The organism is Daejeonella sp. (assembly GCF_030695525.1).
Taxonomy (GTDB): Bacteria; Bacteroidota; Bacteroidia; order Sphingobacteriales; family Sphingobacteriaceae; genus Daejeonella.
The window spans coordinates 204997-231937 of the sequence record NZ_JAUYSS010000032.1 but is presented as its reverse complement, the minus strand read 5'-3'; the positions used below and the strand labels follow the sequence as shown (position 1 = coordinate 231937).

At 39.5% G+C, this 26941-nt stretch carries 26 protein-coding genes, 2 tRNA genes and 1 pseudogene; 20 read left to right on the top strand and 9 right to left on the bottom strand.

Features of this window, described 5'->3' with window-relative positions; translation table 11 throughout:
* The 8 genes from Q8S11_RS08110 to Q8S11_RS08075 all read left to right on the top strand — a co-directional run.
* The coding region (locus Q8S11_RS08110) for a hypothetical protein (RefSeq protein ID WP_305661581.1) at positions 1–184 on the top strand (184 nt) is incomplete at its 5' end.
* Between the two features lie 1199 nt (positions 185–1383).
* Positions 1384–1845 (top strand): helix-turn-helix transcriptional regulator, encoded by a 462-nt coding sequence (locus Q8S11_RS08105; protein ID WP_305661580.1) that lies wholly within the window; start codon positions 1384–1386, stop codon positions 1843–1845.
* 145 nt (positions 1846–1990) lie between these two features.
* Complete coding sequence (locus tag Q8S11_RS08100) at positions 1991–2266, top strand: AlpA family transcriptional regulator (RefSeq protein ID WP_305661579.1); 276 nt, start codon at positions 1991–1993, stop codon at positions 2264–2266.
* Positions 2267–2554: 288 nt separating this feature from the next.
* Positions 2555–3199, top strand: a complete 645-nt coding sequence (locus tag Q8S11_RS08095; RefSeq protein ID WP_305661578.1) for a DUF6266 family protein — start codon at positions 2555–2557, stop codon at positions 3197–3199.
* 145 nt (positions 3200–3344) lie between these two features.
* The gene (locus Q8S11_RS08090; protein ID WP_305661577.1) at positions 3345–3713 is read left to right on the top strand and encodes a hypothetical protein; all 369 of its coding nucleotides are present in this window, start codon (positions 3345–3347) and stop codon (positions 3711–3713) included.
* Positions 3714–3740: 27 nt separating this feature from the next.
* Entirely contained in the window at positions 3741–4379 is a 639-nt protein-coding gene (locus Q8S11_RS08085; RefSeq protein WP_305661576.1) for a DUF6266 family protein, read from the top strand.
* Positions 4380–4390: 11 nt separating this feature from the next.
* Positions 4391–5047, top strand: coding sequence for a CHAP domain-containing protein (locus Q8S11_RS08080; protein ID WP_305661575.1), 657 nt, complete (start codon positions 4391–4393; stop codon positions 5045–5047).
* A gap of 657 nt (positions 5048–5704) precedes the next feature.
* A complete protein-coding gene (locus Q8S11_RS08075) occupies positions 5705–6202 on the top strand; it encodes a hypothetical protein (RefSeq protein WP_305661574.1) in 498 nt (165 codons plus the stop codon).
* 240 nt (positions 6203–6442) lie between these two features.
* Here the strand turns inward: Q8S11_RS08075 and Q8S11_RS08070 are convergent, their stop codons facing one another.
* The gene (locus tag Q8S11_RS08070; RefSeq protein WP_305661573.1) at positions 6443–10285 is read right to left on the bottom strand and encodes a hypothetical protein; all 3843 of its coding nucleotides are present in this window, start codon (positions 10283–10285) and stop codon (positions 6443–6445) included.
* Between the two features lie 949 nt (positions 10286–11234).
* On the opposite strand from Q8S11_RS08070, the gene atpD reads away from it, so the two are divergent.
* From atpD to Q8S11_RS17830, 11 genes and pseudogenes are all read left to right on the top strand, one after another.
* Positions 11235–12653 carry a F0F1 ATP synthase subunit beta gene (atpD, locus tag Q8S11_RS08065; protein WP_305661572.1) on the top strand — a complete coding sequence of 473 codons (1419 nt, stop codon included), beginning with the start codon at positions 11235–11237 and terminating at the stop codon, positions 12651–12653.
* Entirely contained in the window at positions 12653–13039 is a 387-nt protein-coding gene (locus tag Q8S11_RS08060; RefSeq protein ID WP_305661571.1) for a F0F1 ATP synthase subunit epsilon, read from the top strand. Before atpD ends, Q8S11_RS08060 begins: the two co-directional genes overlap by 1 nt.
* Before the next feature lies 1 nt (position 13040).
* Positions 13041–13367, top strand: a complete 327-nt coding sequence (locus Q8S11_RS08055; RefSeq protein ID WP_305661570.1) for an AtpZ/AtpI family protein — start codon at positions 13041–13043, stop codon at positions 13365–13367.
* A complete protein-coding gene (locus Q8S11_RS08050; RefSeq protein ID WP_305661569.1) occupies positions 13360–13674 on the top strand; it encodes an ATP synthase subunit I in 315 nt (104 codons plus the stop codon). The genes Q8S11_RS08055 and Q8S11_RS08050 overlap by 8 nt, the downstream gene beginning before the upstream one ends.
* Entirely contained in the window at positions 13664–14362 is a 699-nt protein-coding gene (locus Q8S11_RS08045) for a F0F1 ATP synthase subunit A (RefSeq protein WP_305661568.1), read from the top strand. The genes Q8S11_RS08050 and Q8S11_RS08045 overlap by 11 nt, the downstream gene beginning before the upstream one ends.
* Positions 14363–14365: 3 nt before the next feature.
* A complete protein-coding gene (locus Q8S11_RS08040) occupies positions 14366–14635 on the top strand; it encodes a F0F1 ATP synthase subunit C (RefSeq protein ID WP_305661567.1) in 270 nt (89 codons plus the stop codon).
* Positions 14636–14642: 7 nt separating this feature from the next.
* On the top strand, positions 14643–15425 hold the full coding sequence (locus tag Q8S11_RS08035) for a F0F1 ATP synthase subunit B (RefSeq protein ID WP_305661566.1): 783 nt from the start codon (positions 14643–14645) through the stop codon (positions 15423–15425).
* A 1-nt stretch (position 15426) separates the two neighbouring features.
* Complete coding sequence (locus Q8S11_RS08030) at positions 15427–16968, top strand: alternate F1F0 ATPase, F1 subunit alpha (protein WP_305661565.1); 1542 nt, start codon at positions 15427–15429, stop codon at positions 16966–16968.
* Positions 16968–17852 (top strand): F0F1 ATP synthase subunit gamma, encoded by an 885-nt coding sequence (locus Q8S11_RS08025; protein ID WP_305661564.1) that lies wholly within the window; start codon positions 16968–16970, stop codon positions 17850–17852. The genes Q8S11_RS08030 and Q8S11_RS08025 overlap by 1 nt, the downstream gene beginning before the upstream one ends.
* Before the next feature lie 209 nt (positions 17853–18061).
* Positions 18062–18202: a chemotaxis protein CheB gene (locus Q8S11_RS17835; protein ID WP_371135138.1), complete on the top strand. Its 141-nt coding sequence runs from the start codon at positions 18062–18064 to the stop codon at positions 18200–18202.
* Positions 18202–18309: pseudogene (locus tag Q8S11_RS17830) on the top strand (cupin domain-containing protein); the annotation flags it as partial. The gene Q8S11_RS17835 and the pseudogene Q8S11_RS17830, both read left to right, overlap by 1 nt.
* Positions 18310–18358: 49 nt before the next feature.
* Here the strand turns inward: Q8S11_RS17830 and Q8S11_RS08020 are convergent.
* The 7 genes from Q8S11_RS08020 to Q8S11_RS07990 all read right to left on the bottom strand — a co-directional run bounded on the left by Q8S11_RS08020 (position 18359) and on the right by Q8S11_RS07990 (position 23118).
* On the bottom strand, positions 18359–18730 hold the full coding sequence (locus Q8S11_RS08020; protein WP_305661563.1) for a PleD family two-component system response regulator: 372 nt from the start codon (positions 18728–18730) through the stop codon (positions 18359–18361).
* Between the two features lie 152 nt (positions 18731–18882).
* Complete coding sequence (locus Q8S11_RS08015; RefSeq protein WP_305661562.1) at positions 18883–19425, bottom strand: ORF6N domain-containing protein; 543 nt, start codon at positions 19423–19425, stop codon at positions 18883–18885.
* A gap of 51 nt (positions 19426–19476) precedes the next feature.
* Positions 19477–19803, bottom strand: a complete 327-nt coding sequence (locus tag Q8S11_RS08010) for a hypothetical protein (RefSeq protein ID WP_305661561.1) — start codon at positions 19801–19803, stop codon at positions 19477–19479.
* The gene (locus tag Q8S11_RS08005; protein ID WP_305661560.1) at positions 19800–19931 is read right to left on the bottom strand and encodes an ORF6N domain-containing protein; all 132 of its coding nucleotides are present in this window, start codon (positions 19929–19931) and stop codon (positions 19800–19802) included. Before Q8S11_RS08005 ends, Q8S11_RS08010 begins: the two co-directional genes overlap by 4 nt.
* A gap of 549 nt (positions 19932–20480) precedes the next feature.
* Positions 20481–20567: transfer RNA gene (locus tag Q8S11_RS08000), tRNA-Ser, on the bottom strand.
* Positions 20568–20814: 247 nt separating this feature from the next.
* Positions 20815–22896, bottom strand: a complete 2082-nt coding sequence (locus tag Q8S11_RS07995; protein WP_371135137.1) for an HD family phosphohydrolase — start codon at positions 22894–22896, stop codon at positions 20815–20817.
* Positions 22897–23044: 148 nt separating this feature from the next.
* Positions 23045–23118: transfer RNA gene (locus Q8S11_RS07990), tRNA-Arg, on the bottom strand.
* 673 nt (positions 23119–23791) lie between these two features.
* Here Q8S11_RS07990 and Q8S11_RS07985 point away from each other — a divergent pair.
* Positions 23792–25375 (top strand): M81 family metallopeptidase, encoded by a 1584-nt coding sequence (locus tag Q8S11_RS07985; protein WP_305661559.1) that lies wholly within the window; start codon positions 23792–23794, stop codon positions 25373–25375.
* 264 nt (positions 25376–25639) lie between these two features.
* Here the strand turns inward: Q8S11_RS07985 and Q8S11_RS07980 are convergent, their stop codons facing one another.
* Positions 25640–26740, bottom strand: coding sequence for a bile acid:sodium symporter family protein (locus Q8S11_RS07980; protein WP_305661558.1), 1101 nt, complete (start codon positions 26738–26740; stop codon positions 25640–25642).
* Positions 26741–26941: the final 201 nt, after the last annotated feature.

Below are 26941 nucleotides of genomic sequence, written 5' to 3'. Positions count from 1 at the left end.
CCGAAGGAGGTCGCATGTTTATAGAAAAACCATACAAACCGTTCACCGACCCCGGGGGCAATGTCATTATTTAAGAAGAAAAGGGGGTCGTGGCCTCCGCCACGATGACAGTTCAATATTAAATAGTAGAGGAGATCCTGAATTCGTCAGGATCGGAGTGAGTGCCGAAAAAAGGCCTTCTTGATGTATAAATCAGCTATTGATAAGACTCCAATTCCGGCCTTGAGCCGGAATCTCCTCTCGACACACAAGGAGTTGTCATTCTCGCGAAAGCGAGAACCTCCTTTGTAATTAACGCGTAATTTATCCTTAAATAATGACATTGCCCGAAGGTGGTCCTATGTATACCATTACCACATACGACCACCTTCTAGGTCGGGATTTTTCGTTGAAAATTGTTCTATAAACATGTGATCCATTCTGGGTCATCAATAAATATGTTGCCTTATTCGGGGTCGACAGAGAAAATTTCGAATCGAAAGAGCAATAGGCGAACCTCATTTTGCTTATCCTATAATTTTGATAAAGCAGGGGGCATGCTTTTAAAAACGTCCATAAATTCCCATTTTAATTTATTGCTAGTGTATTTGACTAGAAGTTTAATTTTAACCGGAGAACAATGATTTGATTCCTTTATCATTGTTGTCCGGTTAAAATAAAATGTTTAAAAATATCCTTTTAAAAAGTATCGTAAACGATTTTATTTCCTGATTTCAAAAAGCAAGCCCCGCTGTTAGCGCACTCGCTCAATAGGCCCCGCTTTTAAGCGGGGTATACAAGGGGGATATTCCGGGCTTCAGCCCAAAATAATCCGTTTATACCGGAACACCCGCATCGGGCTTCAGCCCGATTAAATGTTGTCGGCGCTGAAGCACCGGTTTACGTTATTTTCTAACCTGCTATATGTGGGGCTGAAGCCCGCCCGGATGAACTCCGTTCGGACTGGCCCGAATTGAATCACTCCGATTACAACCCGCCTGAAGGCGGGCCCTATTGAGTGATAATTCTATACCCGAGATTAAAATAATTCAATCATTAAGAAAATACCCTCTTCCTAAATATAGCAAGAGTTTCAATTCTGCTGCCGGGCTAAACCTTAATAAAAAATTTCCCCGGACACTAATGATTCCTTTATTAGAAAATTTAAGATTTCCATTTCATTTCGTAAATTAGTGTAAACACCTACAATACAGAGAAAGTAAAATAGATGTATTTCCATATCTTATTGTATATTAATTTTATCCGGATACCGGGGTAGTTTTTATTGTTTCAATTTATCACACTAGTCGTAAACCAGGAAAAACAATACCTGGGCTTAATTCCGGCGTGCAGGCCGCTCAATACTCAATAAGTTTTTGATCCTTATTAAAAAAATGTAAGGCTATGAACCCCAAAAAACTCGAAGAGAAACTGTATCAAAGGCGTAAATTCCTTGGCTTAGATCAGGAATACATGGGCGCCAAAATGAATATGACCCAGTCGGGTTATTCATGGATTGAGAATGGGAAAGTTAAGTTCAGCGATGAATTGCTAAATAAAATAAAGGCCATTGATGGATTTGCTGATTTCGATGCTGAAACACCTGAACCAAAAGTAAAAGCAGGCCGATGGGAATTGATCCAACAGATTTGGCCCTGGAATATCCTTTCCTTATATTTTTTACTCTTTATTATAGTTGTGCTGCTTCTTGAGCAGGCCTATCGGATAGCTATTGTCAGTTACGAGGGTATCTACGCGGGATTTGGACCTGATCATACTGTAGATATTCCTTTATTACTTATTTTCCTCCTTCCATTTGCATTACTAACCTGGTATTACTGGCCAAAGAAAGCTGATAATCAATAATTGGTTTATTAGTGTGCAATGGGCGAATATGAGTGAATATGAGTGAATTACTCATGCGATTTTTTTCCCTTACTCATACTTTATGAGTGAATATGAGTAAGTTTTTTAGTTTGAGTATTGACATTTGTGCTGCAATTGTATCCTAATGTCAGATCTTGAACATATAAACCGGAAGCTTGATATCATCGGGACAAAGCAGGAAGAGATCCTGCGATTTCTCGATGAGCTTGCATTGGCTATTGAAGGCCATAATCCGGCCCTCTGGATAGACTCTCTTGAAGTAATGAAAATATTGCGCATCAGTACCAGCACCTTTTACCGCAGGCGTAAAAAAGGCGATCTGGTTCCCCACCCTGTTGGGGGAGGCAAACTCTACTATGCCCCCGATATCTACAGTAAAAGAAATCATTTCCTGAAATAACATTACACCATCTTCGTACCATGTTCGTACCAAGTAGTGTCCATGTTCGTACCATGTTCGTATAAGAGTGCCCTGGCGGTGGTCTGGAGGGGGTCTTGTACGAACATCGTACGAAGAAGGTACGAACAAAACCTAATGTTGGTATACACCTGTGTCAGATTTTGACCGGTTTTTCGGTCAATTTCGGTCAATTTCGGTCATTTTTTTGTCGACTAACCACTTCTCTTCAAGTTTGTGCTGTACCGGTACACAAGTAATTCAATGTTTCACTTTAAAAATTTATCAATTATGGGAAAATTCATTAAAGGACTAATGGGTGGTTTCTCCGGCAAGGTCGGAAATATCATCGGAAGCACCTGGAATGGGATCGACTACATGAGGAGTCTTCCAAGACCATCCTCCAAGGCACCCTCGGATCTTCAGCTCGTGCAACGTGCTAAGTTCGGCTTTGCCAATGGCTTCCTCGGCCCGGTCGGATCATTGATCAACCTGGGCTTTAGAACTCAGGCATCTAAGAAAACCGGATTTAACATGGCCATTGCTCATGTTATTGCCGAGGCAATCACCGGGACCTATCCCGACTTTGAACTCGACTACACCAAAGTGTTGTTCAGTAAGGGTTCATTGGAAGGGATCTGGAACATGGTAGGTTCGTCGACTGAAGCGGGGGAGATCAATTTTGTCTGGCAGAATAATACCGGAATCGGTACCGCCAAAGAAACAGATAAGGTTGTAATCCTGATGTACAATGCGGCTAAGTCGAAGTTCGTGTACAGCCTTGAAAACGCAGTGAACCGAAGTGCAGCAATGGTCAGCATTGCGGTTCCTGATTCATTTTCAGGGGATACACTACAGGTCTGGGTCGCTGCGATGACACCAGATAAAGCCAACTTCTCCACAAGCATTCATGCGGGTGAAATTGTTATGGCTTAAGTAAACAGGGGGGTATCAATATCCTCCTTTGCGGGAGCTGCAGCGAAGCAATCGGATTTGAGATTGCTTCGCTCGCCTCGCAAAAACAAATAAAGACCGGTACTAATTGATCCGGTCAATTCATCAAGCTTAAAAACCAATAAAAATGAAACTCATTCAAAAATATCAGCAACCCTTGTTTTTTCCTTTAAGAAAGGAATTTATGGGCATTATAATTTTAATAACTGTTTTTTTCCTGTTCCCATACCTTATCCGTCAACTGGATGTTAGCGCTGCAGCCATTGATCCGGGAATTATCAGTGCAGTTATCCTGGCGGCTATAGCCATCCTGGTATTTAAAGCCCTGACCTGGTGGCTTATCAAAGTGATCTGGCCTGTGTTTGCAGAATATTCAGAACAGCAGTTCGAAAGTAATTTCAGATCCATGCGAACAGGGCAGAAAGTGATCATCTACCTCAGCTTTTATTTGCTGATACTGTATGCATTCATTCTGGTACTGGCAGCGCTTATTTAATGAATCATTAACAAAAATTCAGAAATCATGGCACAACAATCAGGCATTCTATATCCGATATCCGGCAGGATAGGGGATAAAATCTACTGTAATCTAAACGGGAAAACCTATATAAGAAGCTTAGCAAAGAAATCAGGAAAAGCTCCAAGCGAAAAACAATTGATACAAAGGGCAAAATTCTCTTTGGTCTCAGGTTTCCTTTTTCCACTAATAAGGGTGATCAATGAATCTTACCGGAAAATAAACCCTAAGAAAATAGGGATGAAAATGGTCTTCGGTCCAATCTATTCGGATGCGATCCGGGGTGAATATCCGGACTTTGAACTTGATTATTCCAGGATCACTCTGATTCGTGGTAATCTGCAAAGGCCTTATTGCAGCATGAACTATGTCGCAGGGACAAATGAACTGGACTTTAGCTGGATTGTTGCTAATCCCGGCTATGAGGATGGAGGGGATGTATTATGGCCACTGATCCACTGCAGTGCGCTGAACGAATTTTGGTATGAACTTGACTCAGGCATTCGCCGGGACGATGAATTTTGTACCATCCGCATACCGCAGCTTTTTATAGGCCACGAAATTCAGGTATGGCTGGCTTATCGTTCAGCCAATGGAAAAGCCTTTTCTGACAGCTCTTACATCGGAAAAGTATTCACTCATTAATACCAGCGATCATGAAAAGATTCAAACCAAATCCCGACACATTGATCCTGCTTGGAATCATATTGTCTGTCTTTTACATGCTATGTCTCAGCGTAGTAAAGGGCAGTAATGCACAAGTGCAATCCGTTCCTTTTAACAGCACAATTAAGCTCAGCAATACTGTGCAGCATAAAATTCGCCTGATTTATACTTCCCAGATAGGTGTACGCGAAAAGCAATCAAATTCAGGACCAGCAATAGAAACATACCTCCGCTACGTCGGCCTTCCGAAAGGAAACCCCTGGTGTGCAGCTTTTGTCTGCTGGGTTTTAGGGCAGGCCGATGTCGATAATCCCAGGACAGGCTGGTCGCCCGCCCTGTTTCCCGAGAATAGAGTGATTTGGAAGAAGAATGAAAACCTTTACAACGAACCGGGAATCAGGAAGCAGGAATTATTCAGAACTGATAAGCGTGAAGCGCTGATTCCACGCACAGGGGATGTTTTTGGCATTTATTTTACCGATAAAAAGCGTATTGCCCATGTGGGTTTTGTGGATCAATGGTTAGGTGACTGGCTAATCACAGTGGAGGGCAATACCAATGATCCAGGCAGCAGGGAAGGGGATGGGGTGTACCGGAAGCGGAGGCAGGTTAGGTCGGTTTATCGGGTGGCGAGGTATGGGGAATGAGGTATGAGGCCTGAGGTATGAGGCAAGAAGAGCTATGCTTTGATGGTTTCTGCTTAGGCCTAGACAATTTTGCTGCACCTACTCCGGATGGCTATCGGGACGGAATAAAGGTTATTTATGGGGGCTGCTAGCGCCGCGTAAAATAAAAATATTTGGTGTCATTAGCAGGATATCATAGTTGTTTCGCCATCGCAAGCACATTCATATACTTTTTTTTGCGGCATTGGACAGGGCGGTAAATTCAGCTTTGCCAAAGCACCGACTTTAATAGCCCTGTACGCAGCCGTTGATGGATGAATATTCCTAAACCTCTAACGTTAATCTTAGCAACCTTCAAATCTTAATAAAGAGAAATTAATTTGAATGAATATGTATTCCCTGTGCGCTGGGAGGACAAAACGGCGGGCCGGGTGTATGGCCTCTAGTGGTGGGAGCTTCGTTTTGTCTTGATTTTTTGGTTACTTTTTCATCAAGGAAAAAGTGAATAGGCCTCCGCGGCTATGAGCGGTATAAATTTGAAAACACACGGAATAATTATACCTGGATAATTACAAAGTACTATATATTAAGTATTTAAAACGATCACTTAATGATATTGGGCTTTCGCCAGAATGACGCAGGGATCAGATACCCTGTCTGACAAAATAAAAACAGCAAATGAAAACACTAATTCAATTCGGAGCTATGGCTCTGATCATATTCTGCGGTGCTGCTTGCCATAGCAGCAAATTGATGAATCGGCAACAAGCGCGCTTAGCTTTAAAGGAGCAGTCCAATAGTAAAAGCCGGGTGCTGGAACACAATCAGTTCGAGCGCTTTGAATACCTGATAGACTCCAGCGGACATAGCTATCAGTTGAGCATTTTTCCTACCGATACATTCAAATTCTCCCTGCAGGAGGGTTTTATCGGGAAAGCTTCAAAAGTGCTTATCAAAGGCTCAGGTAATCAGGTTATACGTATAACTGATACTTCTAAGACCTCCGGAACGGTAAGTTCTGAGCTGGAGGAGAAGGTAAGGAATGAAGTCCTTGCGAAGAGCACCGAGCGATCTGTTTCGGTGGAACGAAAGGGGGGTTTATGGATCGGGATTGCAGCGGGATTGATTGTAGGGTTGGTTGTTGTAGGGGTGTGGTGGAGGGTTGGGAGAGGGTGAATTTAATATTGAATGTAAGAGATATTAGTTTCATTGATTCTGTTGGGGGAAGAGGGAATTGTACTCTATTATTTCGATGATGGTTTTGATATTTTAAGGGGGTGATACTTTACTCACCGAATTACCCACCACTCAATTTTTGCTATGGTATAGCTGCAGATGCTATACCTAAATGTACTGAATGTTAGTATATTATCAAATCAAAATACATTATTTAATCGGTAGTGGATGGTATGTTAATTACCTAAGTCGCATTTCCTGATCCCTAATTGTTTCTCTCTTAATATCCTCCAATAAATAATTAATTTTTTGAATTGCCCAATCTGAAACTAATGGTATAGGATGATCTTTAATCTGCTCCATCAGTTCTATCTGCATTTCATAATATGGCACTACACTTCCTGTCCAGGAGAACGTACCTAGATTAGCTGATAATTCTGATAACACATCTTCATAATTACCGAAATTATCAATCAGTCGCTTTGCAATGGGATGCCATGTAGGATGCCCATCTTCTGTTTTGTTCCCAAACACAGGAATAAGCTGAGCCAGTCTTTTTGGCGCCAAAGGGGCATTTTGATCGGCCCATTGAAACATGATATCAATATCTCCTGTAACTATTACGCCATTTCCCCTTCGACGTCTTCCAATAGACGATCCCAAAATATGTTTTAGTCCATAAAATTTAATATAATGCTCCTCATTTCCCAATAAATTAGCTGCAATTTCCGGCCAGACCACATCAAAATATTCATTTAATAGCAGTTCATATGTCCTCTCCATATCATGGTCCAGATGATACATATTTTCCCAAGTGATAGATTCAATAACAGCATGGTTTACAAGAGCAGCGAATTGAGAGTCATCTTGATCTTTTAGAATGGTGCGAACTAGTTCCCACCACTGATATTCATCTAGCTGGTTTCGTTGCTTAATAATTCCAAGTTCGACTATGCATTCCTTTAAAATCGGTAATGCCAGACTTTTTTTATCAGGTTCAAAAAACACAAAAGAGCTTAAAATTTTATATGCAACCATATATCCGTCGGTGCCGTACTCAAATAGTCTTTGACAAAATGAGATAATAACGTGAATATCCGTCCCTGAATAACCATATCGACTAAATACGACAAAATCACTAACCGGGGCTTTGCCTCGATCGACCAGTTGGAACAACACCTCTGTTTCTTCGTAGCCAGTTTTACTAAGAGATATAAGATAAAATAGGATATAGATCAGATCATCATGTTTGGCAACTTTCGAAAAAATGTAATCCCTGATTTCTTTATCCCCTTCAGCAAATATACCCCCTAAAACAGATTCATCCCTTTGTTCTTTTGGAATCGAAAGTAGTGTGTCAACAGATAGATCAATGAAGGACTGGATTCTTTCTTTGTCGGATTTCAACTGGTCGTAGATACCTTTTCCAAAATAAAAAGCGTAATACTGATTCTTGGAGAAAAACATAGGTATAGCTTTCTTCCAATCTACATCTGCAGTTACGAACTCATGTCCTAGTGCCTCTATTAGCTTTGTAATCTTTTCATGTGGAACAATTTCCAATACATCCATTTGCTGTTGCTGAAGCATTCGCTTATATCTCGAGAAAAAATCGTTCTTTGTAAGTTTTGAGAGCAAGCTTTTAAATTGTTCAATTTTTTCTTCAGTTAGAATTTTCTCCTCATATCGTAGTGTTTGTTTTAAGGGAACCAAAGCCTCGTCCCAGTCTTCGTTTTTATGTAAAGCGATTTTTGTAAGTATTGGCAATATCAATTGTGTATATCCAGCCCTAACAATGCCGCGTAGCGAACCTAAGAGAATTGAACTCGCTTTTTCTGAAAGAACAGACTCCGTTTTAACGAAGTCCAACAATTTGTTCAATATGTATGTCCAATATTGTTCAATCTCTTGGGAGGTAGGTACATTATCTTGTAGCACCTTCGTTCCCTGCAGTTCCGATCCCCCCATTCGTGTAAAATGCCCGAAGCTTAAACCTCGCTCCATTGCTAATAAAGCAAGGTCATGAAACCTACTGTCGTCTTTCGCTAAGCCCCATTCTATAATCTTGATGCGCTCTTGCAAAGGAGCTTCCGTGCCCGCAAGCATGATCTTAAACAAGTGTAAAAACTGACCTGTTGCATTATTTGTCCATGTTTCGTTTTCCGCGACCGCAAACGCATATAATACTTTTATTCCTTTTTCAAAAGTATTGCAATCAAAACACAGTTTTTCTAACACCCACACCAGATTTCTGCGTCCAGTCTTAATATTAATGGGGTTAACTGTAGCTCTCTCCAAAAAATTACGGTATAAATTGTTCGCAATAGCAACAGGGTTCACTTCAACAAACGCGCGGAAGAGGCGTGACCCAAGTTCTGTATTTAAAACTTCCGCATTGTCAAAAGGGCTTCCATTTCCCGTAATTCTTTCAACTATTTCGATGGCCTTGTCATCCCAGCCGAGATATTTCATCTGTTCGGCTAATGCTTCTGAAAGTTGCTTTCGATGTGGCTCTTCTAATTGTGCAATAGCAACAATCATATTAATCATTCTATCGGGAGTACACGTCATCAGCCATTCTTGAGCAAGATACATAGCTAAGGGGAAGGGCCGAATAGTAATTAACCGACCTTTTGGTTCAAAAATTTCCCTACTCAGATAGTGGTTTACTACTAGATGAAACTTGTCTACTATAACGTCCGGATTACTATTTGTGATAGTAATATCCTTATTAGTAGCAATAAAAGTTAACTGTGGAAGTAGTTCATCCTTATATCCGAAATAGTTAAACAGTGAACTTGACTTAAGTAAAGTTTTCGTCTCGGGATCTTTCGCAAAATCCCCTAAAAGACTGTCCAGCAAAAATTTATCATCAAGTCTGCCTATGAATTTCTCGCCTCTTTTGGCGCTATCGCCTAAGAGAACTGCCATCATTGGAATGCCCTGAGCAAACTCTTTGATCTTTTCAATACTCTCTCTGGAAAGATCTTTAAAATCCTCGCTTACAATCTCCTCAACTACACTAAACATATCTTCCTTCTTGATCACATAATACGATACATCTGATATTAAATTAGTCTCTGCTTCTTCGGGATTATTATCAATTGTAATGAGGGAGATCTTACTAGTCTTACTCTTAACCATTGGCTGGAGCTTTCTACATAAGCTTGCTGGACAGTTATCCAGAATTATAAAATGCTCGTCTCCAGAATTTACAACCTCTTCAATTTTAGCAACAATGGGATATGACGGATCAAGATTACAATCAAAATATAAAAGTCTAGCCGTTAGCATAGCAGATTGAGTATTATCTGCTATTGGCCTAAATAGCTCAAAAAGAATTCTTGTTTTGCCTAGCCCAGATAGCCCTAGCAGCCTAATTACAATTCTGTTCGTGGAAACAGCAGTTTTGATTACTTTTCCTATCTCGTTTATTTTCTCATTTGAGATATATCTCTGTGTTTGTGGAATAATAGCTTCCCATGAATCCCATACTAAGAGTGGATGATACTTTTGCTTATAATGATTAAGTGCATATACTGTTATATCTTTAATTGCAGTCCGCAGGTCATTTACGAAATTCTCTTGTATATCTGTCTTTTTGTGTTTGGAACTATAGTTAAATTCTATAGGAAAGCGGAGATGCTTGATATCAAAAGGTATATTATCTGGATTATCCTTCGGCGACCCGTAAGCTTTATTTAATACGCCTATCAACCTTTCATATTTAATTGCATCGAGGGCGACACCGTATTCCAGAATCACATTTGTATTTTGAGACGGTCGGTAAGGGAGCTTGAATTTTTTTAATATCCAGACAACAGGCGATGGCATCTTATTGGTTACAGAAAGGTCTGCAATAAAAATATCGCAATTCGGTATACGCTCATCGGTAATCTTCCCGGCGACTGGAGGTGAGCCGGGTTCGTTGGAAATTCCTTCTTGAAGAACATATTCAATGTCTTTTGTTTCAGGAATTTTTTTAAGTTTCCTAATGGCTTTTTCAATACTGTCCTGAATAAAATTCTTATTGTACTTCGTAGATGTAGAAGTTTGCCAAGAATAAAAAATTTTAATTTTCATGACCAAAATTAGTGATTGATTTTACCAATATAAGGACTATAGTCGGTGAAATAAATATTTCGCTAACAAGTGTTTAGAGTTCTTATACATCTCGATAGCTTCCTGCTTTTTTCCTAAAATGACCAATGCTTCACCATAAGTATTGAAATGCTGTGGGACCAGGAGTAAGTTAAGTTAAAAACCTATCCTTTTTCTTGGCTTGGGTTTTATTTTTCGCTCAATCAGTTCATCCAGATAGCGGAAAAAAATCTCCATATTTTTGCCCTGCCTATCCAGTTTGGTTTTGATCTTTTCGATCTCCAATCGTATTCTGTATTATCCATCAGCATTTGACGCATTCGGGTAAATGTGCCTAGATAGAATTGAGCCTTATTAAATTAAATTAAAATTTAGACATAATTAAGCTCAAGCAGCTCTTTCCCCAATTCCTTCAATCCGGCTGTTATTTTCTCCCTTTGTTTAACTGAAGGGTCCTTAATTCCCTTTACGTATTGATTTAATAATTGAGGATTGATTTTTATTCGCTTACTAAATGCTGACACATTGATTAATTGTAATATTCAAAAAATTGAGCCAGGTCAACCTGGATTTCGATATTCAAGACGTTTTACCTACTGAAAGGTAATTCTTATTTCTTTGCGTTCAAGTAAGGACTTTTTAAGGCCTGACTATTTTGTCGAGGCTTTTTTAGCTGCTTTATCATCGGAAATTGGTCAATGATAAAAACCAATATTCCTTTCCAACCCGGAATAGTTTTCTTATTTTGCAAGATGGTTTAATTGCTTAATAACAAAAGGGACAGATAATCAGGCATTTTTTGTTCAGCATAGAACCACGTTTCAAGAATAGAATTCTGTAGAAGAAAGAATTCTGAAGCATAGCCATATCCCAATCGGTTTTCATGTTCATTCGTGTCTTTCCGGGGATGGCTGATTTTATTAAATTAATAATGAAGACAATTTCAAACCAAAAATCAATTGCATTCACTCAGGGAAAAATTGTCTCTGTGCGCAGCAGCGTAGTGGATGTACGGTTTGAAAATAATCTTCCACCAATCAATTCATTGCTGCTTACGGGCAGGAATAAAGAAATTTTTATTGAAGTTCTTTCTCAGCTGGATCATAATCGGGTGCGTTGTATTGCTTTAACACCTACGCAGGGACTTGCCCGTGGCATGGTTGCAGAATCGCAGGGTAGAGAACTGACAGTACCAGTTGGCAAATCCATCCTGGGTCGTATGTTCGATGTGTTCGGCAATACAATTGATCAGAAGGAACCCTTAGCTAATATGGAGAGGCGTAACATCCATCAGTCTCCGCCGCATTTAACAAAACGTTCAACCAAGTCGGAAGTTTATGAAACCGGAATTAAGGCCATCGATGTACTGATTCCCTTAGAGCGTGGAGGAAAAGCGGGATTGTTTGGTGGGGCCGGTGTTGGTAAAACGGTTTTGCTCACTGAGATGATTCGCAACATGATAGGCGACAATAAAGGTGTAAGTATGTTTTGTGGTATTGGTGAAAGGTGCCGCGAAGGGCATGAATTATATCATGAGATGAAGGATGCTGGTGTTTTAAAAGATATGGTAATGATGTTCGGGCAGATGAATGAACCTCCCGGAGCACGCTTTCGGGTGGGTCATGCCGCTCTAACAATGGCTGAATATTTCAGGGATGATGAGCAGCGGGATGTGCTACTATTGATAGATAATGTATTTCGGTTTATTCAGGCAGGTATGGAAGTGTCAGGTTTGATGGGGCAAATGCCTTCCCGACTGGGATATCAGCCTACTATGTCAACAGAACTTTCGAAATTGCAGGAACGAATTGCTAATACCGATGCAGGAGCGATTACCTCTATCCAGGCAGTTTACGTACCGGCCGATGATCTGACAGATCCTGCAGCAGTTCATACCTTTTCACATTTATCAGCTTCAATTGTTCTTTCAAGAAAGAAAGCCAGTGAAGGTCTTTATCCCGCTATTGATTTGCTTCAATCTAATTCAAAAATGGCAACACCCACAACAATTGGGAAAAGACATTATGAAATAGCTCAGCAAACCCGTCAAACCCTGGCACAGTACGAGGAGCTAAAGGATATTATTTCTATGCTTGGATTGGAACAACTTTCATTGCAGGATCGCAATGTGGTAAATCGGGCAAGACGACTGGAAAGGTTTCTTACACAGCCTTTTATTGTTACTGAACAATTTAGTGGTATCCCGGGCAAAGAGGTCAGTTTGAATGATGCGCTAGATGGTTGTGAACGAATTTTGGCGGACGAATTTAAGGATTTGCCAGAAAGTTCTTTTTATATGATCGGAAAGATTGAGGAAGCTTTTGCAAAGAGTAATGAAAGAAAAACATAATGAACTTAAAAATTCTCCTTCCATTCAAAGTTTTTGCTGATATAAACAATGTCATCAGCATTATTATGGAGACCTCTGAGGGTTCATTTGGTTTATTGCCTCATCGGTTGGATTGTGTGGCTGCCCTGGTACCTGGAATATTAACTTATGAAACAGAATCGGGCACACATTATTTAGCCATTGATGAAGGTGTGTTAGTCAAAACAGACCAACAGGTATTGGTATCTGTTCGTAATGCTATTGGTGGAGCGGACCTCGGTAAACTTCATGAATTGATCGAGAAAGAATTTTTGAGTTTACATGAAAGTGAGACTAGCTTACGATCAGTAATGTCGAAGATAGAGGTGGGATTTATGTTCACGCTTGAAAAATTTCGCAAACAATAATATGGAATCAACAGAGTCAGAAAAATCAAAGTTGTTTATCCAACAAGTTGCTGAAAAAGAAAAGCGGAAACTAAAAGCACTACGTAATAATAAACGCAGTGTCTGGTATGGAATAAGTATGTTTGGAATGATTGGCTGGTCGGTAGCAGTGCCCACATTGCTTGGGACATTGTTAGGATTATGGTTAGATAAAAACTATCCGCAAACATTTTCATGGACGCTCTCTTTTATTGTACTCGGAATTGTAAGCGGTGGAATGGTAGCGGCTAACTGGATTTCAAAAGAAGATAAAGAAATACATCACTCTGACACAAAAGACAATGAATGAAGTATTGTATATGATCCTCGCCTTCGCAGCAGGAATAGTTTTAGGGACATTATTCTACGGTGGGCTCTGGCTTACGGTAAAAAGATCAATCAGTGCAAAAGTACCTGCAATATGGCTTATTGCCGGGTTTATAATTCGTGTCAGTATTACCCTCATTGGATTTTATTATATATCCAGGGGGAATTGGATGAGGCTGCTGATCTGTCTTTTAGGATTTATAGTAGCGCGTGTGCTGGTTTTTTGGATTACAAAAAAATACGAACAGAAAAAGATATCCATAAACATGAATACCGATTATGAAGCTTAGTCCTGACCAAACTATTTTTTGGGAGTATGGTTTCGTTACGATTAACCTAACCATTGTTACCACCTGGGCCTTGATCCTTGTGCTTGTCATTGCAGCCCGGTTGATTACAAAAAATTTAAAAACTGATATACATATTTCACGATGGCAGTGTTTTCTTGAAATGGTGGTAACCCTCATCAGTAATCAGATTAAAGAAGTTGGTTTAAAGAATCCCAGGGAATATATTGCATTCATCGGATCACTTTTTCTTTTCATCGCATTTGCCAATATCTGTATCATATTTCCATGGTATGTACCACCTACCGGATCACTTTCGACAACCGCTGCATTGGCTATCTCTGTATTCCTGGCGGTTCCGTTTTTTGGAATAATTAAGCTTGGGTTTCCGAGCTACCTCAAGTCGTACATTAAACCAACTTTCATTATGTTACCTTTTAACATAATCAGTGAAGTATCACGTACCCTTGCTTTAGCAATTCGATTATTTGGCAATGTAATGAGTGGGGGCATGATTGCAGGCATATTATTAAGTGTAGCACCTTTTGTATTTCCGGTTATTATGAATGCGCTCGGTTTACTTACAGGTATTGTACAAGCCTATATATTTAGCATTCTTGCCACTGTATATATAGCTGCGGCCGTGCAAGGGATAAAATCAGATGAAGAAAAATTAACAATAAATATATAAATTATGGATAGTATATCAATTATCGGAGTCGTTTCTATTATCACGGCAGGGTTCACCACAGCGATAGGAACCATGTTTCCAGCAATAGGCGAAGGAAAAGCAGTATCAACCGCATTAAGCTCACTGGCGCAGCAACCGGATGCTGCACCAACTATAACCAGAACACTTTTTGTTGGACTCGCCATGATTGAGTCAACTGCTATCTACTGTTTCGTTTTGTCGATGATTCTCATTTTCGCCAATCCATTCTGGAATCATGTTATAGGTAACTAACACAATCATGCAAATCAATTGGTTCACTGTCATCGCACAAGTTGTTAACTTCCTGATCCTGGTTTGGTTGCTCAGACGATTTCTGTATAAACCTATTCTTGATGCTATAGATGAAAGAGAAAATAAAATTAATTCCCAGCTAAACGAGGCAGAAGCAAAGCAAGCTGAAGCCATCAAAGCAAAAGAGGAATTTATTCATAAAAATAACTTGTTTGATCAGCAGAAAGAGGAACGCATGAATAGCGTAGTCAACGAAGTAAAGGAGACAAAAAGTAAACTGCTGGAGGAGGCCCGAAGCGAAGCAAATATCCTGCGTAAAAAACTGGAGGCTACGTATAAAGCCATGCAGGAAAGTGCGCATGGTGAGATTGCTCAAATGACTCAGCAGGAAGTATTTGACATTGCACGGAAAACACTTGCAGATCTGAGTACAGTGAGTTTGGAGGAACAGGCAACGCTTGTTTTTATCAGCAAGCTAAAAGATTTAAATACAAAAGAACGGGAACAATTTATCGAAGCCTTCAACACTGATGATCAGTCCATTCTAGTGCAAAGTACATTCGTCTTACCTGATCTGATGCAAGGTAATATTAAAGATACCGTTAACGAAATTCTGGGGCTTGAAACAACTATTCAGTTTCAAACATCCCCTAATTTAATCAGTGGTATTGAGCTAAGTACCAGCGGTTATAAAGTGGCCTGGAGTATCGACGAATATCTAAATTCTCTTGAAAATAGTATCTACAAAACAACGATGGAGAAAACTGAAGTAATTTCTGAAAATAAATAATATGGCCTCAGTTAAAGAGAACGATACCATTACAAATGCATTCGGGCAATTGCGGGAAAACAGGGAAATGCATAGTTTCTCGTTAAAACCCGTAGAAACCGGTACGGTCATCAGTGTATCAACGGGTATTGCAAATGTGTCGGGTTTACCTGGTGTCGGTTTTGAAGAACTGTTAAAATTTCCTAACGGATTATTTGGAATTGCCTATAATATTGATGAGGAAGAGATTGGTGTAATTCTTCTGGGGGAAGCCTCATTGCTAAATGCGGGAGATAAGGTAATACGAACAGGACGGGTAATGGATATACCGGTTGGAGATATATTGCTCGGACGCGTAATTAATCCATTGGGAGAGCCCATGGACAATAAGGGCCCTATTCCTCAGGGTCAGCGCCTTCCCATTGAACGACCCGCTGTGCCCATCATGGATCGTTCTGCAGTAAATGTTCCATTGCAAACCGGACTAAAAGTGATTGACACGCTCATTCCTATTGGTCGTGGGCAACGTGAACTGATTTTGGGAGATCGCCAGACCGGAAAAACTGCGATTGCTGTTGATACCATCATCAACCAACGTGATAAAAACGTACTGTGTATATATTGTGCTATTGGTCAACGGGCTGATTCGGTTGCTAAAGTAATTTCCATTCTCAAAGATCATAATGCACTGGAATACACTGTAGTAATGGTTACAGAGGGAAATAATGCACCGGGACTCAAATATATAGCACCTTACGCTTCCACTAGTATTGCTGAATATTTTATGGAGCAGGGGCACGATGTACTTATTGTATATGATGACCTTACGCATCATGCCCGTGCATATCGCGAACTTTCACTATTGTTGAGAAGACCACCGGGCAGGGAAGCATTTCCGGGTGACATTTTTTATATTCATTCCCGGCTGTTGGAAAGAGCTACCCATTTGAGTGAAGAACTTGGGGGAGGATCACTTACTGCTCTGCCCATCATTGAAACCGAAGCGCAAAATATTTCTGCCTATATTCCAACCAATCTTATTTCAATGACAGATGGTCAGATTTATTTATCACCTAAATTATTTGAGCTAGGAATTTTGCCGGCTGTAGATGTTGGTAAATCAGTATCACGGGTAGGAGGTAAGGCGCAATTGCCGGTATACCGGTCGATGGCTAATTTAAAACTTGAGTATGCTCAGTTTGAAGAACTCGAAACCTTTGCTCGTTTTGGTACCCGTTTAGATATACATACCCGAAAGGTTATTGAACATGGTAAGAGGATCCGTATTTGTCTGAAGCAACAGGAACTGAAACCCATGTCCGTTTCCGAACAGGTAATTGTTCTGCTATCCTTAACCAGCGGACTCTTTGATACTGTACCAATTGAAAAAATGTTTGAGGCTGAGATGGCTTTATTGCAACACCTGGAAGAGCTTCCTGATGAAATTGTACAGCGGCAATATTCGGGAAAAAAGCTTAGCGCTGAGGATCGTGAAACAATTTTATCAATTGTTATTAATGTCCTTAAACCTTTTCAGGATGAGCCTGATCAAATCAATAGATAGTGGAAACTTTAGAAAGTCTGCGAAGAAAACTTGATGGGGCATCTGATCTCAAGTCAGTTGTCAGTACCATGAAAGCTATGGCAGCTTCCAATATCCATCAGTATGAAATGGCAGTAATTGCACTGAGCGACTATTACCGAACCTTAAATCTGGGTATTGTCGCTTATTTCAGACAAGCTGAAATGGAAACTGTGACTATTAAAGAGACATTGCGAAAAAATATTGAACCGGTTACTTATGCAATCGTGTTCGGATCTGATCAGGGCCTGGTGGCACAGTTTAATGACTCACTCACTGAATTTGTATCGCATTCACTTCAATCTTTCCCAGGCACAAAGGAAATATGGACAGTAGGGGAACGTGTTGAATTACTATTGTCGGATGCAGGTTTTGCTACCACCCGTTCTTTTCATGTACCTCATTCAGTTCATGCAATTACACCTCTGGTAGCCGAAATCCTAAAGGAATGTTTGGAAAAAAATATGGATGAAAGTCAATTCTATATTTTTCATAATATGCCCAAAGAAAGGCGTGGATATGATCAGGTAATGCAAAAATTATTGCCTTTTGATAAAAAATGGATGGATTCCCTGAAATCTAATCCCTGGCCAACAAATAAAATACCACAGGTGGCTGGAAGTATGAAGTCAACATTAGAGGCTCTTATACGCGAGTATCTGTTTTTAGCCTTATATAAAGCATGTGCAGAATCATTGGCAAGTGAGAATGCCAGCCGTTTAGATGCTATGCAACGGGCAGAAAAAAGCATTGAAGAATTGCTGGAGGATTTGGGTTTCGAATTTCACCGCCTTCGACAAAGTTCCATTGATGAAGAGCTGTTTGATGTTGTTTCTGGATTTGAAACTTTGAGAAAAAATAGTTAAAAATTCGGGAATCAGGAATTCCGGACATGGATTGATTACCTGAATAGCGTATTTTTTTTAGGGCTAAGATAAACTATCTAATAGCTTTTCCCAGACTTTCGATCTAGGGTGGAGCGAACGCGATCTACAAAGCGCAAAGATAATTTATGGCAGTCATTAAAATGAAACGAATATGAAAAAGCTATTGGTCTTCAACGATTTTATAGCCCATGCCGCAAGAACCTTCAAGCGCCAAAGAGGAGAGTATGCCGCAAGAAGCGATTGATTCGGGGTACGCAGATTTTGTCCTAAACCCAAAACAGATGCCGGACCAGATAATTAAAATCGTTAAAGAGTTTGACAACAAGTAATCACAATAAAAGAAGAAATCGGGATCGAAACCCATGAAAAAAACGATCAATTCTTTCGGTTTGATAGTGGTATAGGTAAATGCATTATTGATGGCAATGAATATGAGGTTAAAGATGGTGATGCTGTAATTATTCCTGCAGGTGCAAAACACAATATCATAAATAAACTACCCTGTCCCCATCAACAAGGCAGACTGCATGGATCAGATCTTCAATACCAAATGGTTTGGCTATATAAGCGTCAGCATAACTGTCGTTCGCTATCGATGAAATTTCCGGATCTGTAGAGATGAGAACAATTGGAACATTCTCAAATAATGGGTTTGCCTTCAGTTCGCTGCATAATTCCGCTCCGGATCCGCTCCTTAGCCTGTGGTCAATGAGTATGATGTCAGGATTGATCCCAATAATCTGATTGACCGGAATGATATCAGAAAATGAAACCACTTGATAACCCACATCCTCAAGAATGTATTTGATCATCATTAGGGCATCACAAACATCTTCTAATAGCAACGTCACCTTCATAATTAGGATTTTAAATACCTTGTATATTTTAAAGAACCTTATAAACGCTTGCAGCAATTATTATGTTAACAGGAAATTATTAATTAAATATAGGGAACAGGTCGAAAAAATTTAATGACGCTGATCACTATGAAAGCTGTTTTCCGTCATAATTATAAATCATCGGATTTAAAGCCAATCCTTTTCCTTGGTTTTGGTTCTGCTTTTCGTTCAATCAGTTCATCCAGATAGCGGAAAACAAGCTCTATATTTTTGCCCTGTTTATCCAGTTTGGTTTTGATCTTATCGATCTCCAATCGTAATTCTGTATTGTCTACCAGCATTTGACGGATGCGTGTGAATATCCGGATGATCTGAATGTTTACTTTTATCGCTCTGCTGCTGTTTAATACGCTGGATAACATGGCTACCCCTTGCTCGCAAAATGCCATTGGAAGATACTTAGTGTGTTCACCTCTCTTTAAGGTGCCAATTTGGCTCCTTAAAGAATTGTACTCTTCTGGAGTTAATTCAAACATGAAATCCTCGGGAAAACGTTCTGCATTTCGTCTTACCTGTCTTTTAAGCTGCTTGGTTTCTACCTCATAAAGTGCTGCCAGGTCGGTATCCAACATCACTTTCTGACCACGGATATAATAAATCTGGTTCATTATTATTTCATCTGGTATTGCCGGGTGAGATGATAGATTGCTCATGCTTGGTGCGTTAATTATAATATTGATTAGAATACAAGGAACAAGTTTGCTTCATAAATCATCCGATTTGTAACCGATGCGCTTTCTTGGTAAGGGTTCTATTTTTCGCTCAATCAATTCATCCAGATAGCGGAAAATAATCTCCATATTTTTGCCCTGGCTATCCAGTTTGGTTTTAATCTTTTCGATCTCCAATCGTAACTCTGTATTATCCATCAGCATTTGACGGATTCGGGTAAATATCCGGATGATCTGAATGTTAACATTTAGTGCCTGCTGCTGCTCAATACACTGGATAACATGGCTACTCCTTGTTCGGAAAATGCCTTTGGAACCTTTCTTCTGCCTCCCCAAATGATTCACAAATTGTGACTTCATTTGGACCATTCCTGCTCATCTAATTGAAACATGAAATCGGTTGGAAACCTCTCGAAATTTCTACAAATGGCTTGGTTTAATACCTTCGTTTCTACACCATAAAGTTCAGCCAAATCACTATCCAGCATAACTTTTTGCTCCCGTATATAGTAGATTTTGTTTATCACTCATTCATCAGGAATGATGAATGAGGTCTTTTCTTTCATGTTTTATCCTTTAATTTATCATTCTTATTTAAGAGACCTTATAAAGAGGCTTTGCTGCAAAAGCTCTTCCTGATCCGGATTTGAGATATCGTTCGAATTCATAGGCATTAACTTGGTCGGGAAAGGAACATGACCAAACTAGTTTAGTTGGGCTTTGGTGGCCGGGACATGACCTTTTGAATGACCTGAATATCTTTATGTGATTGAAAATAATACTCTTAAGTTTGATAGAAATCAAAACTTAGTATGCGGATGCTTTAAATGAAGGAACGGTTATTGTTATAAGTGGCGGCTGAAAGCGGGGTTTTATGGGATTAATTTCATTGATCCACAATGGGGGAACCAGCAAAGAAATGCTGCCGCTTCGTTGCACTTCGCTACCGGCATTTTTTGCTCCCGGCTTTTACGAGCTAAGGCTCGTAACGCTAGAAACAAAAAATGCCGCCCGCTTAGGCGGGCAGCATTTCTTTGCGGAGAGAGAGGGATTCGAACCCTCGGTACCGTTGCCAGTACGACAGTTTAGCAAACTGTTCCTTTCGGCCACTCAGGCATCTCTCCGTATTATTATTTACTCCATTGTGGATACTTGCTTTGATTGACAGTTTAGTCCCGAACTTTCGGGATTCCTTTCGGCCAACAGGCATCTCTCCGTTAAAATAAAAAACCCTCTTTCGAGGACTGCAAATATAGTAATTCACACAGGCTGTCAAAAAATATTTTCAATGAATCTGCTTTTTATTTATTGTTTAAGATGCAGTACTTTCTGATGGCTATATAAAGCTTTGAATTGCAGGCAGATGCAGAATTAATTATCTAAAACATATTCGATCCTCACATGGTAAATACCCATGAGCATGGTCTTAAAAATCATTTTGATTGTATTAATATCTTTTAGGGTGATGTCGCTGTCGATTAACTGATCCTGGTTTAGTTTATAATCGATGATTCGCTCCACAAGATCACTGATACTGAGTGCATCAGGCTCTTTCAGACTCCTTGATGCTGCTTCAACCGAATCGGCCAGCATCAATACTGCTGTTTCTTTTGAAAATGGGATGGGGCCCGGGTATCTGAAGATGTTTTCATCAACAAACTTTTCAGGAAAATTCTTTAAAAATGACTGATAGAAATAATCTACCCTGGTATTTCCATGATGGGTTCGGATGAAATCGATTAGCATCTCAGGAATTTGATGCTTTCGGGCAATCTCTATTCCCTGATTAACGTGCTGAATAATGATCTGGGCACTTTGCTCATAAGAAATAGAATCGTGAGGGTTGATACCCCTTATCTGGTTCTCAATGAAGAATTGGGGATTCACGGTTTTTCCAATATCATGATACAGGGCCCCAGCTCTTACAAGCAATGTATTTCCGCCAATTTTAAAAATTGCTGCTTCAGCCAGATTGGCTACCTGCAGGGAATGCTGAAAAGTGCCGGGAGCTTTAAATGCCAGATCCCTCAATAGTTTGGAATTGGTATTGGTCAGTTCCATTAATGTAACATCTGAAGTTATTCCAAACAAACGCTCAAAGGCATAAATCAGGGGATAAGCCAGGAGTGATAATAACACACTAAATATAAAAGGCACAAAATTCAGCCATTCAATGGCAGTAAATGAACCATCTCTGATCAATGAAATACCCAGGAAGACAATAAAATAGTTTAGCAGAATTAATAAAGCCGAAATCAGGAACTGCTCCCTTTTAATCAGATTTTTAATACTATAAATGGCAACCATACCTGCCGAAATCTGCAAAAATGCAAATTCAAAACTATTCGGGACAAAAAAACCGGCAATCAGAACTACAAGTAGATGAATGTTTAAGGCCAGACGGGTATCAAACAATATCCTGATTATGATTGGGACAATACAGAATGGTATATAATAAACACTTGGAGCTTTTATTCTGATAGCCCAGGATAAGGTTATCAGCATCCCGGTTATGACCAATAGGATCAGTGAAATTTGCCGGTTATCAGCGTATATGTCTTTCCTGAACAGGTAGAGAAAAACCATTAGCAAGGATATGATCAGACCTGCCAGTAAGAATTGTCCAAATAATACAAGTCTTCTGTCGCCCGCCACCTTGGCATCCTCTTCATAAGCAGCTCTCAAAGATTCCAGTTTCTGGTAGATCCCAGCATTTACCATCGTTCCTTTGGCAACAACCAATTCACCTTTCTGAACCATTCCTCTGGTTGTTGAGATACTTCTTAAGGCACTTTCTTCGAGTTTATCAGTTAGAATATCATTGTAAACGTAATTTGCCTTCAAATGGTTGGTAATCAGCCTTAACAGCCAGTCAGCGTTCTTAATCTGGTTATCATTCTGAATTTGCTCCTTGATATATTTTAATGCACTGCTTGTATTGTAGGCATCAGCAGTATTTAATTGTGTAGATATGTTATTATTTAGCAGACTGAAATTATAATTAGGGCCATTGCGCTGATATTTTACAACCGGATTAATTAAACCCCGGGTATAAATTGCCTGAAGTAGATTATTCCCTAATGACTGATATCGTTCTTTCTGATTGTCGTCTATCCCCGAGCCATTCCATTTTGATTCAAATTCGGAATTGTATGCTTCGATTGAACTAAGTGCAAGTTCAGTATCATTCTGATAGATTGGCAATACTGAGTTAAGAACCTCATTTTTGTCCTCATCAATTTCCTCATTAGTCTTTTGGATAGCAAAATTATAGGGTGAATAAAGGTCTTTTTGCATCCAGGTTTTGCCTTTTTCGTATTCAAACCTGAATCTGGCTTGTTTAGGGAGGAAAAGTGTGACAAAAAATACACATAAAGCCATCATCACAAACTTCAGGCTTGAACTGTATTTGCGGTATAATATGAGATGTAGTTTTTTCTTAAATCTGGCCAACGTACTGATTTTATGCCCAAATTTAGCAAATTATTGAGATGACTCAAGTGAAGCTTAATGATTAAAGGGTAAAAAAACCGGAGGAACTATTATATCTGCCTTAAAATAAAAAAGACTTCCCTTTTTTTAGGAAGCCTTATTTATTTTGTACGCCCATTAGGATTCGAACCTAAGACCTACGGTTTAGAAAACCGTTGCTCTATCCAGCTGAGCTATGGGCGCATTCTGCGACAAAAGTATGAAAACATAGCAAAATCTCAAACTAAACAGAAAATTTAGTTTTTTATTTAGTTTGGGGATAAACAGGCTTTTATGAAATATGGAAATTATCCAAACCAATCGAATAATCTTGCTTCAGTTCACTCAAATTGTCTGAACTATGATTATTACATGAAATTCATTATAGCAAAAATGCTACAGCTGCCACCACCTTAGGTTTATTTCAAATGGTTGATGGTCCTTTTGCCGGGCTGTCTGTCCCAATGAAAAACAGCTCCGGGTAAAATAAACCTTGCTGGAGGAGGTGGCTTCCGGCTGTAGCTAATTTGATATAGAATGCGATTTCTTGCCGGAACTAACCGGAAGAAAGGGCTGAACTAAGCTATAAGACACAGGTATTGGTTTCAAAAATCAAATTATTTGGCTCCAAAACCTTAATAAACGTATTTTTTTCTCTTTCTTATACCGAACTCAGGTTGATAAGAATAACTATTTACATCGAAGTCAAATTTCCAGGTATCATTCTATCCCCCTTTTTGGGCTGGAGTGTGACGCTTTCCATTCAATAATTTATAAAAATTAAAATATCCATTTCCACTGATTTTTTATAACCTGATTTTGTTAGTTCATTTTTTTATATAGTTTTATGTATCATTTCATTAAAACAATTAAAACCATGATTCACAATTTTTTAAAGAAACTTCTGGGACTATTTTTAGTATCGGTATTCACATCAGTCTCAGGTTTTTCTCAGAATAAACCAATTATTGGGGTTGCTGGCATTTCGCACGAATCCAACAGCTTCAACATAAAAAAAACTGACCTTGAAGACTTTAGTGTAACCATAGGCGAAAGTCAGCAGGAGAGAGCTAAACGATTTTTTGCTGGTTCTACAGCAAAGACCACCAGTGCCGGTTACATAGCCGGGGCCAAACAGTTTGGCCTCGAGCTTTATCCAACACTGGTTACAGGGGCTTCACCCAGGGGTCCTGTAACCGATCGGGCATTCAATGCGATGATGAATGAGATTATTAGCGGACTAAAAGCTGGACCAAAACTTCAGGGAATACTTTTAAATCTGCATGGTGCAATGGTGGTTGAAAGTTACCCGAGTGGGGATGAAGAGATTGTAAGAAGAGTAAGAAATGCATTCGGACCAGCTATGCCAATTATTGTTACGCATGATTTCCATGCGAATATCACGCCCAAAATGGTTGAATTGTGCAATGTGCTGATCACTTTTAAGGAAAACCCACACCTGGATACTTATGACCGCGGACTACAGGCTGCTGACATCATGGCCAAAATGGTAAGCGGAAAAGTAAAACCTGTTCAAAGTATCGTAAAAGCTCCAATGGTTTATAATATTGCCTTTCAACATACATACTCAGAACCACTCTTGCCGATCACTACTGAAAGCAAAAATGTAGAAAAGCAGCCGGGAGTATTGGCAGTCAGTGTTTCAGGCGGATATCAATATGCTGACGTTCCATGGATGGGACCTTCTGTGGTTGTTGTTACCGATAATAATAAGGCACTAGCTGATAAGGAAGCCAACAGACTTTCTCAAATGCTTTGGGATACTAGGGAAAAAACCAGAATTAGTAATCCTAAACCTGCTGAATCTGTGAAGCAGGCCATGGAACATCCCGGACGTCCTGTGGTATTGATTGATATGGGCGATAATATTGGTGGTGGTTCAACCGGCGACAGTTCATTCTTGCTTGAAGAATTAGTTAAGCAGGGAGCACAAGGATGGGCAATGGTAATTTATGACCCTGAAGGATATAAAACTGCGGAACGCGCCGGTGTTGGAAAAGCTTTTGATTTTGCCGTTGGTGGTAAGATGGATGATATGCATGGTAAACCCGTACGTATAAAAGGAGAAGTTCGCTCATTAAATGTGGGTCGCTATTTGGAGACTGAGATTCGTCATGGTGGTGGAAGATACTGGAATATGGGCAATACAGCTGTTATACAGGTTGAAGGATCTACTTTAGATGAGCCAAATCTGCTCTTAATAACTACTAAAACCGCTAGCCCAAATAGTGCTCATATTTTCATTTCCAATGGAGTTTATGTTGAGCGTCAGAAAATCCTGGTAGTGAAAGGCGCTATTGCTCCACGAGTTGCATATGAGCCATTTGCTTCCAAAATAATCTCTGTTGACAGTCCTGGTGCAACTGCTATTAACCCTGAATGGTTTAAATACTATAATATTCGTGAAGGCTTGTTTGGGATTGAAAAATCTAAGAAATAATATTTGCGAACGCTGATATTGGCTTTCGCCGGCATGACAATCTTCAATTAAACAATAAAAAATCCCTGAATGATTTAACTTTTCAGGGATTTTTCTGTTTTTACAAGCTATCTATATACTATTTCACTTTCCCTAATTCTCAACTCTCCATTCTTAACTATCAACTTGTTAGCTAAGTTCCCTCCCGTGTCGGCATTGCCTGCCGGCAGGGATGACAGCGTTTTAGAGTGTAGGATTACGTTTTCAACTGTCAATTTTCAACTGTCAATTGTCAACTAATTTTTCGTCATCCACCGGGTTTTTCCTCCACCAGTTGGCAAGAAAACTCCCTGATATATCCATCCATGTTCCGAATATGGCCGGGTAAAGACCCATTGTAGCAGCTCTTCCTAATTCATAGGCAATACCTGCAGCCATTCCACCATTTTGAAGTCCCACCTCAATCGCGACCGTTCGGCTGTCACGTTTATTCATTTTAAACAGTCTGCTACCCCAATAACCTAAGAGGAATCCCATCGCATTGTGAATTACTGCAGCTAGAAACAATAAAAAACCAATGGTTAACAAACTGTCTCTTCCAGCTGCTACAATAACCGCAATGATAAACACATTCGCTGCCATAGCAACCAAAGGCATTGCAGCATTCAGCCATGCAACCCTATTTCCGAATATTCTGTTAAAAATTATTCCTGCAATCAATGGCGCGAAGATCATTTTGCTAATGCTGATAATCATTGCAAAAACATCAATTGGAATCAACTGACCTGCTAATTTCTCCATTAATATTGGTGTAACAAAAGGAGCCATTAAGGTTGCAATAGAGGTCAATGTGATTGATAAAGCGAGATTACCTTTGGAGAGAAAATTTAAAATATTCGATGATACTCCACAGGGTACACAACCAATTAAAATTACTCCTGCGGCAATTTCAGGTGGAAAGCTAAATAAAACCGTTAAATTATAGGCAATTAAAGGCATTATTGTGAACTGTAGTACCAGACCGATAATTACACCTTTAGGCATTTTTAGAACACCAACAAAGTCTTTTATCCCCATTGTAGTACCCATTCCAAACATAATGAGTTGTATCAGAGGAACAATCAGGACTTCTGTTTTGAATCCACCAACATCAGTAACGTAGGATGGAAATATCATGCTTAAAGTTGCGGCTGCAATCACCCAAATTGTAAAGGAAAATCCCTTCATAAAGTCTGAAGCATTTATACCTGCCAGAAGAAAAACAAAGAAAATGCAGGTCAATACTTTGGCTTCTGTTTCAAAGTTAAACTGGTAAAGGGTTATAATTACTAAAAAGGTTAATAAGGAAAGCCAAAGTAAAGACTGTAATATCTTTTGCACATTCATGTATTTATTTTTTTGATTGTTTGTAAAAATTATTTTTCAAGACCATAAAATTCGGAAAACTAAAAATATAAAAATTTTGATTGTTTGGCTTGTTTTTAAAATGAATGAAATTGAGATAGCAGGAAAAGAATATTTTGATTTAAATTTATTAGTCAGAGTCCTGAAATGATTTTTGTCTTTGAAAGGCAAGATGGTTTTAAT

Bases quoted from the DNA above. Each gene is read 5' to 3' on its own strand.
- Q8S11_RS08105 (WP_305661580.1), top strand. From the start codon at position 1,384: ATGAACCCCAAAAAACTCGAAGAGAAACTGTATCAAAGGCGTAAATTC.
- Q8S11_RS08100 (WP_305661579.1), top strand. From the start codon at position 1,991: ATGTCAGATCTTGAACATATAAACCGGAAGCTTGATATCATCGGGACA.
- Q8S11_RS08095 (WP_305661578.1), top strand. From the start codon at position 2,555: ATGGGAAAATTCATTAAAGGACTAATGGGTGGTTTCTCCGGCAAGGTC.
- Q8S11_RS08090 (WP_305661577.1), top strand. From the start codon at position 3,345: ATGAAACTCATTCAAAAATATCAGCAACCCTTGTTTTTTCCTTTAAGA.
- Q8S11_RS08085 (WP_305661576.1), top strand. From the start codon at position 3,741: ATGGCACAACAATCAGGCATTCTATATCCGATATCCGGCAGGATAGGG.
- Q8S11_RS08080 (WP_305661575.1), top strand. From the start codon at position 4,391: ATGAAAAGATTCAAACCAAATCCCGACACATTGATCCTGCTTGGAATC.
- Q8S11_RS08075 (WP_305661574.1), top strand. From the start codon at position 5,705: ATGAAAACACTAATTCAATTCGGAGCTATGGCTCTGATCATATTCTGC.
- Q8S11_RS08070 (WP_305661573.1), bottom strand. From the start codon at position 10,285: ATGAAAATTAAAATTTTTTATTCTTGGCAAACTTCTACATCTACGAAG.
- atpD (WP_305661572.1), top strand. From the start codon at position 11,235: ATGAAGACAATTTCAAACCAAAAATCAATTGCATTCACTCAGGGAAAA.
- Q8S11_RS08060 (WP_305661571.1), top strand. From the start codon at position 12,653: ATGAACTTAAAAATTCTCCTTCCATTCAAAGTTTTTGCTGATATAAAC.
- Q8S11_RS08055 (WP_305661570.1), top strand. From the start codon at position 13,041: ATGGAATCAACAGAGTCAGAAAAATCAAAGTTGTTTATCCAACAAGTT.
- Q8S11_RS08050 (WP_305661569.1), top strand. From the start codon at position 13,360: ATGAATGAAGTATTGTATATGATCCTCGCCTTCGCAGCAGGAATAGTT.
- Q8S11_RS08045 (WP_305661568.1), top strand. From the start codon at position 13,664: ATGAAGCTTAGTCCTGACCAAACTATTTTTTGGGAGTATGGTTTCGTT.
- Q8S11_RS08040 (WP_305661567.1), top strand. From the start codon at position 14,366: ATGGATAGTATATCAATTATCGGAGTCGTTTCTATTATCACGGCAGGG.
- Q8S11_RS08035 (WP_305661566.1), top strand. From the start codon at position 14,643: ATGCAAATCAATTGGTTCACTGTCATCGCACAAGTTGTTAACTTCCTG.
- Q8S11_RS08030 (WP_305661565.1), top strand. From the start codon at position 15,427: ATGGCCTCAGTTAAAGAGAACGATACCATTACAAATGCATTCGGGCAA.
- Q8S11_RS17835 (WP_371135138.1), top strand. From the start codon at position 18,062: ATGCCGCAAGAACCTTCAAGCGCCAAAGAGGAGAGTATGCCGCAAGAA.
- Q8S11_RS08020 (WP_305661563.1), bottom strand. From the start codon at position 18,730: ATGAAGGTGACGTTGCTATTAGAAGATGTTTGTGATGCCCTAATGATG.
- Q8S11_RS08015 (WP_305661562.1), bottom strand. From the start codon at position 19,425: ATGAGCAATCTATCATCTCACCCGGCAATACCAGATGAAATAATAATG.
- Q8S11_RS08010 (WP_305661561.1), bottom strand. From the start codon at position 19,803: ATGAAGTCACAATTTGTGAATCATTTGGGGAGGCAGAAGAAAGGTTCC.
- Q8S11_RS08005 (WP_305661560.1), bottom strand. From the start codon at position 19,931: ATGCTGGATAGTGATTTGGCTGAACTTTATGGTGTAGAAACGAAGGTA.
- Q8S11_RS07985 (WP_305661559.1), top strand. From the start codon at position 23,792: ATGATTCACAATTTTTTAAAGAAACTTCTGGGACTATTTTTAGTATCG.
- Q8S11_RS07980 (WP_305661558.1), bottom strand. From the start codon at position 26,740: ATGAATGTGCAAAAGATATTACAGTCTTTACTTTGGCTTTCCTTATTA.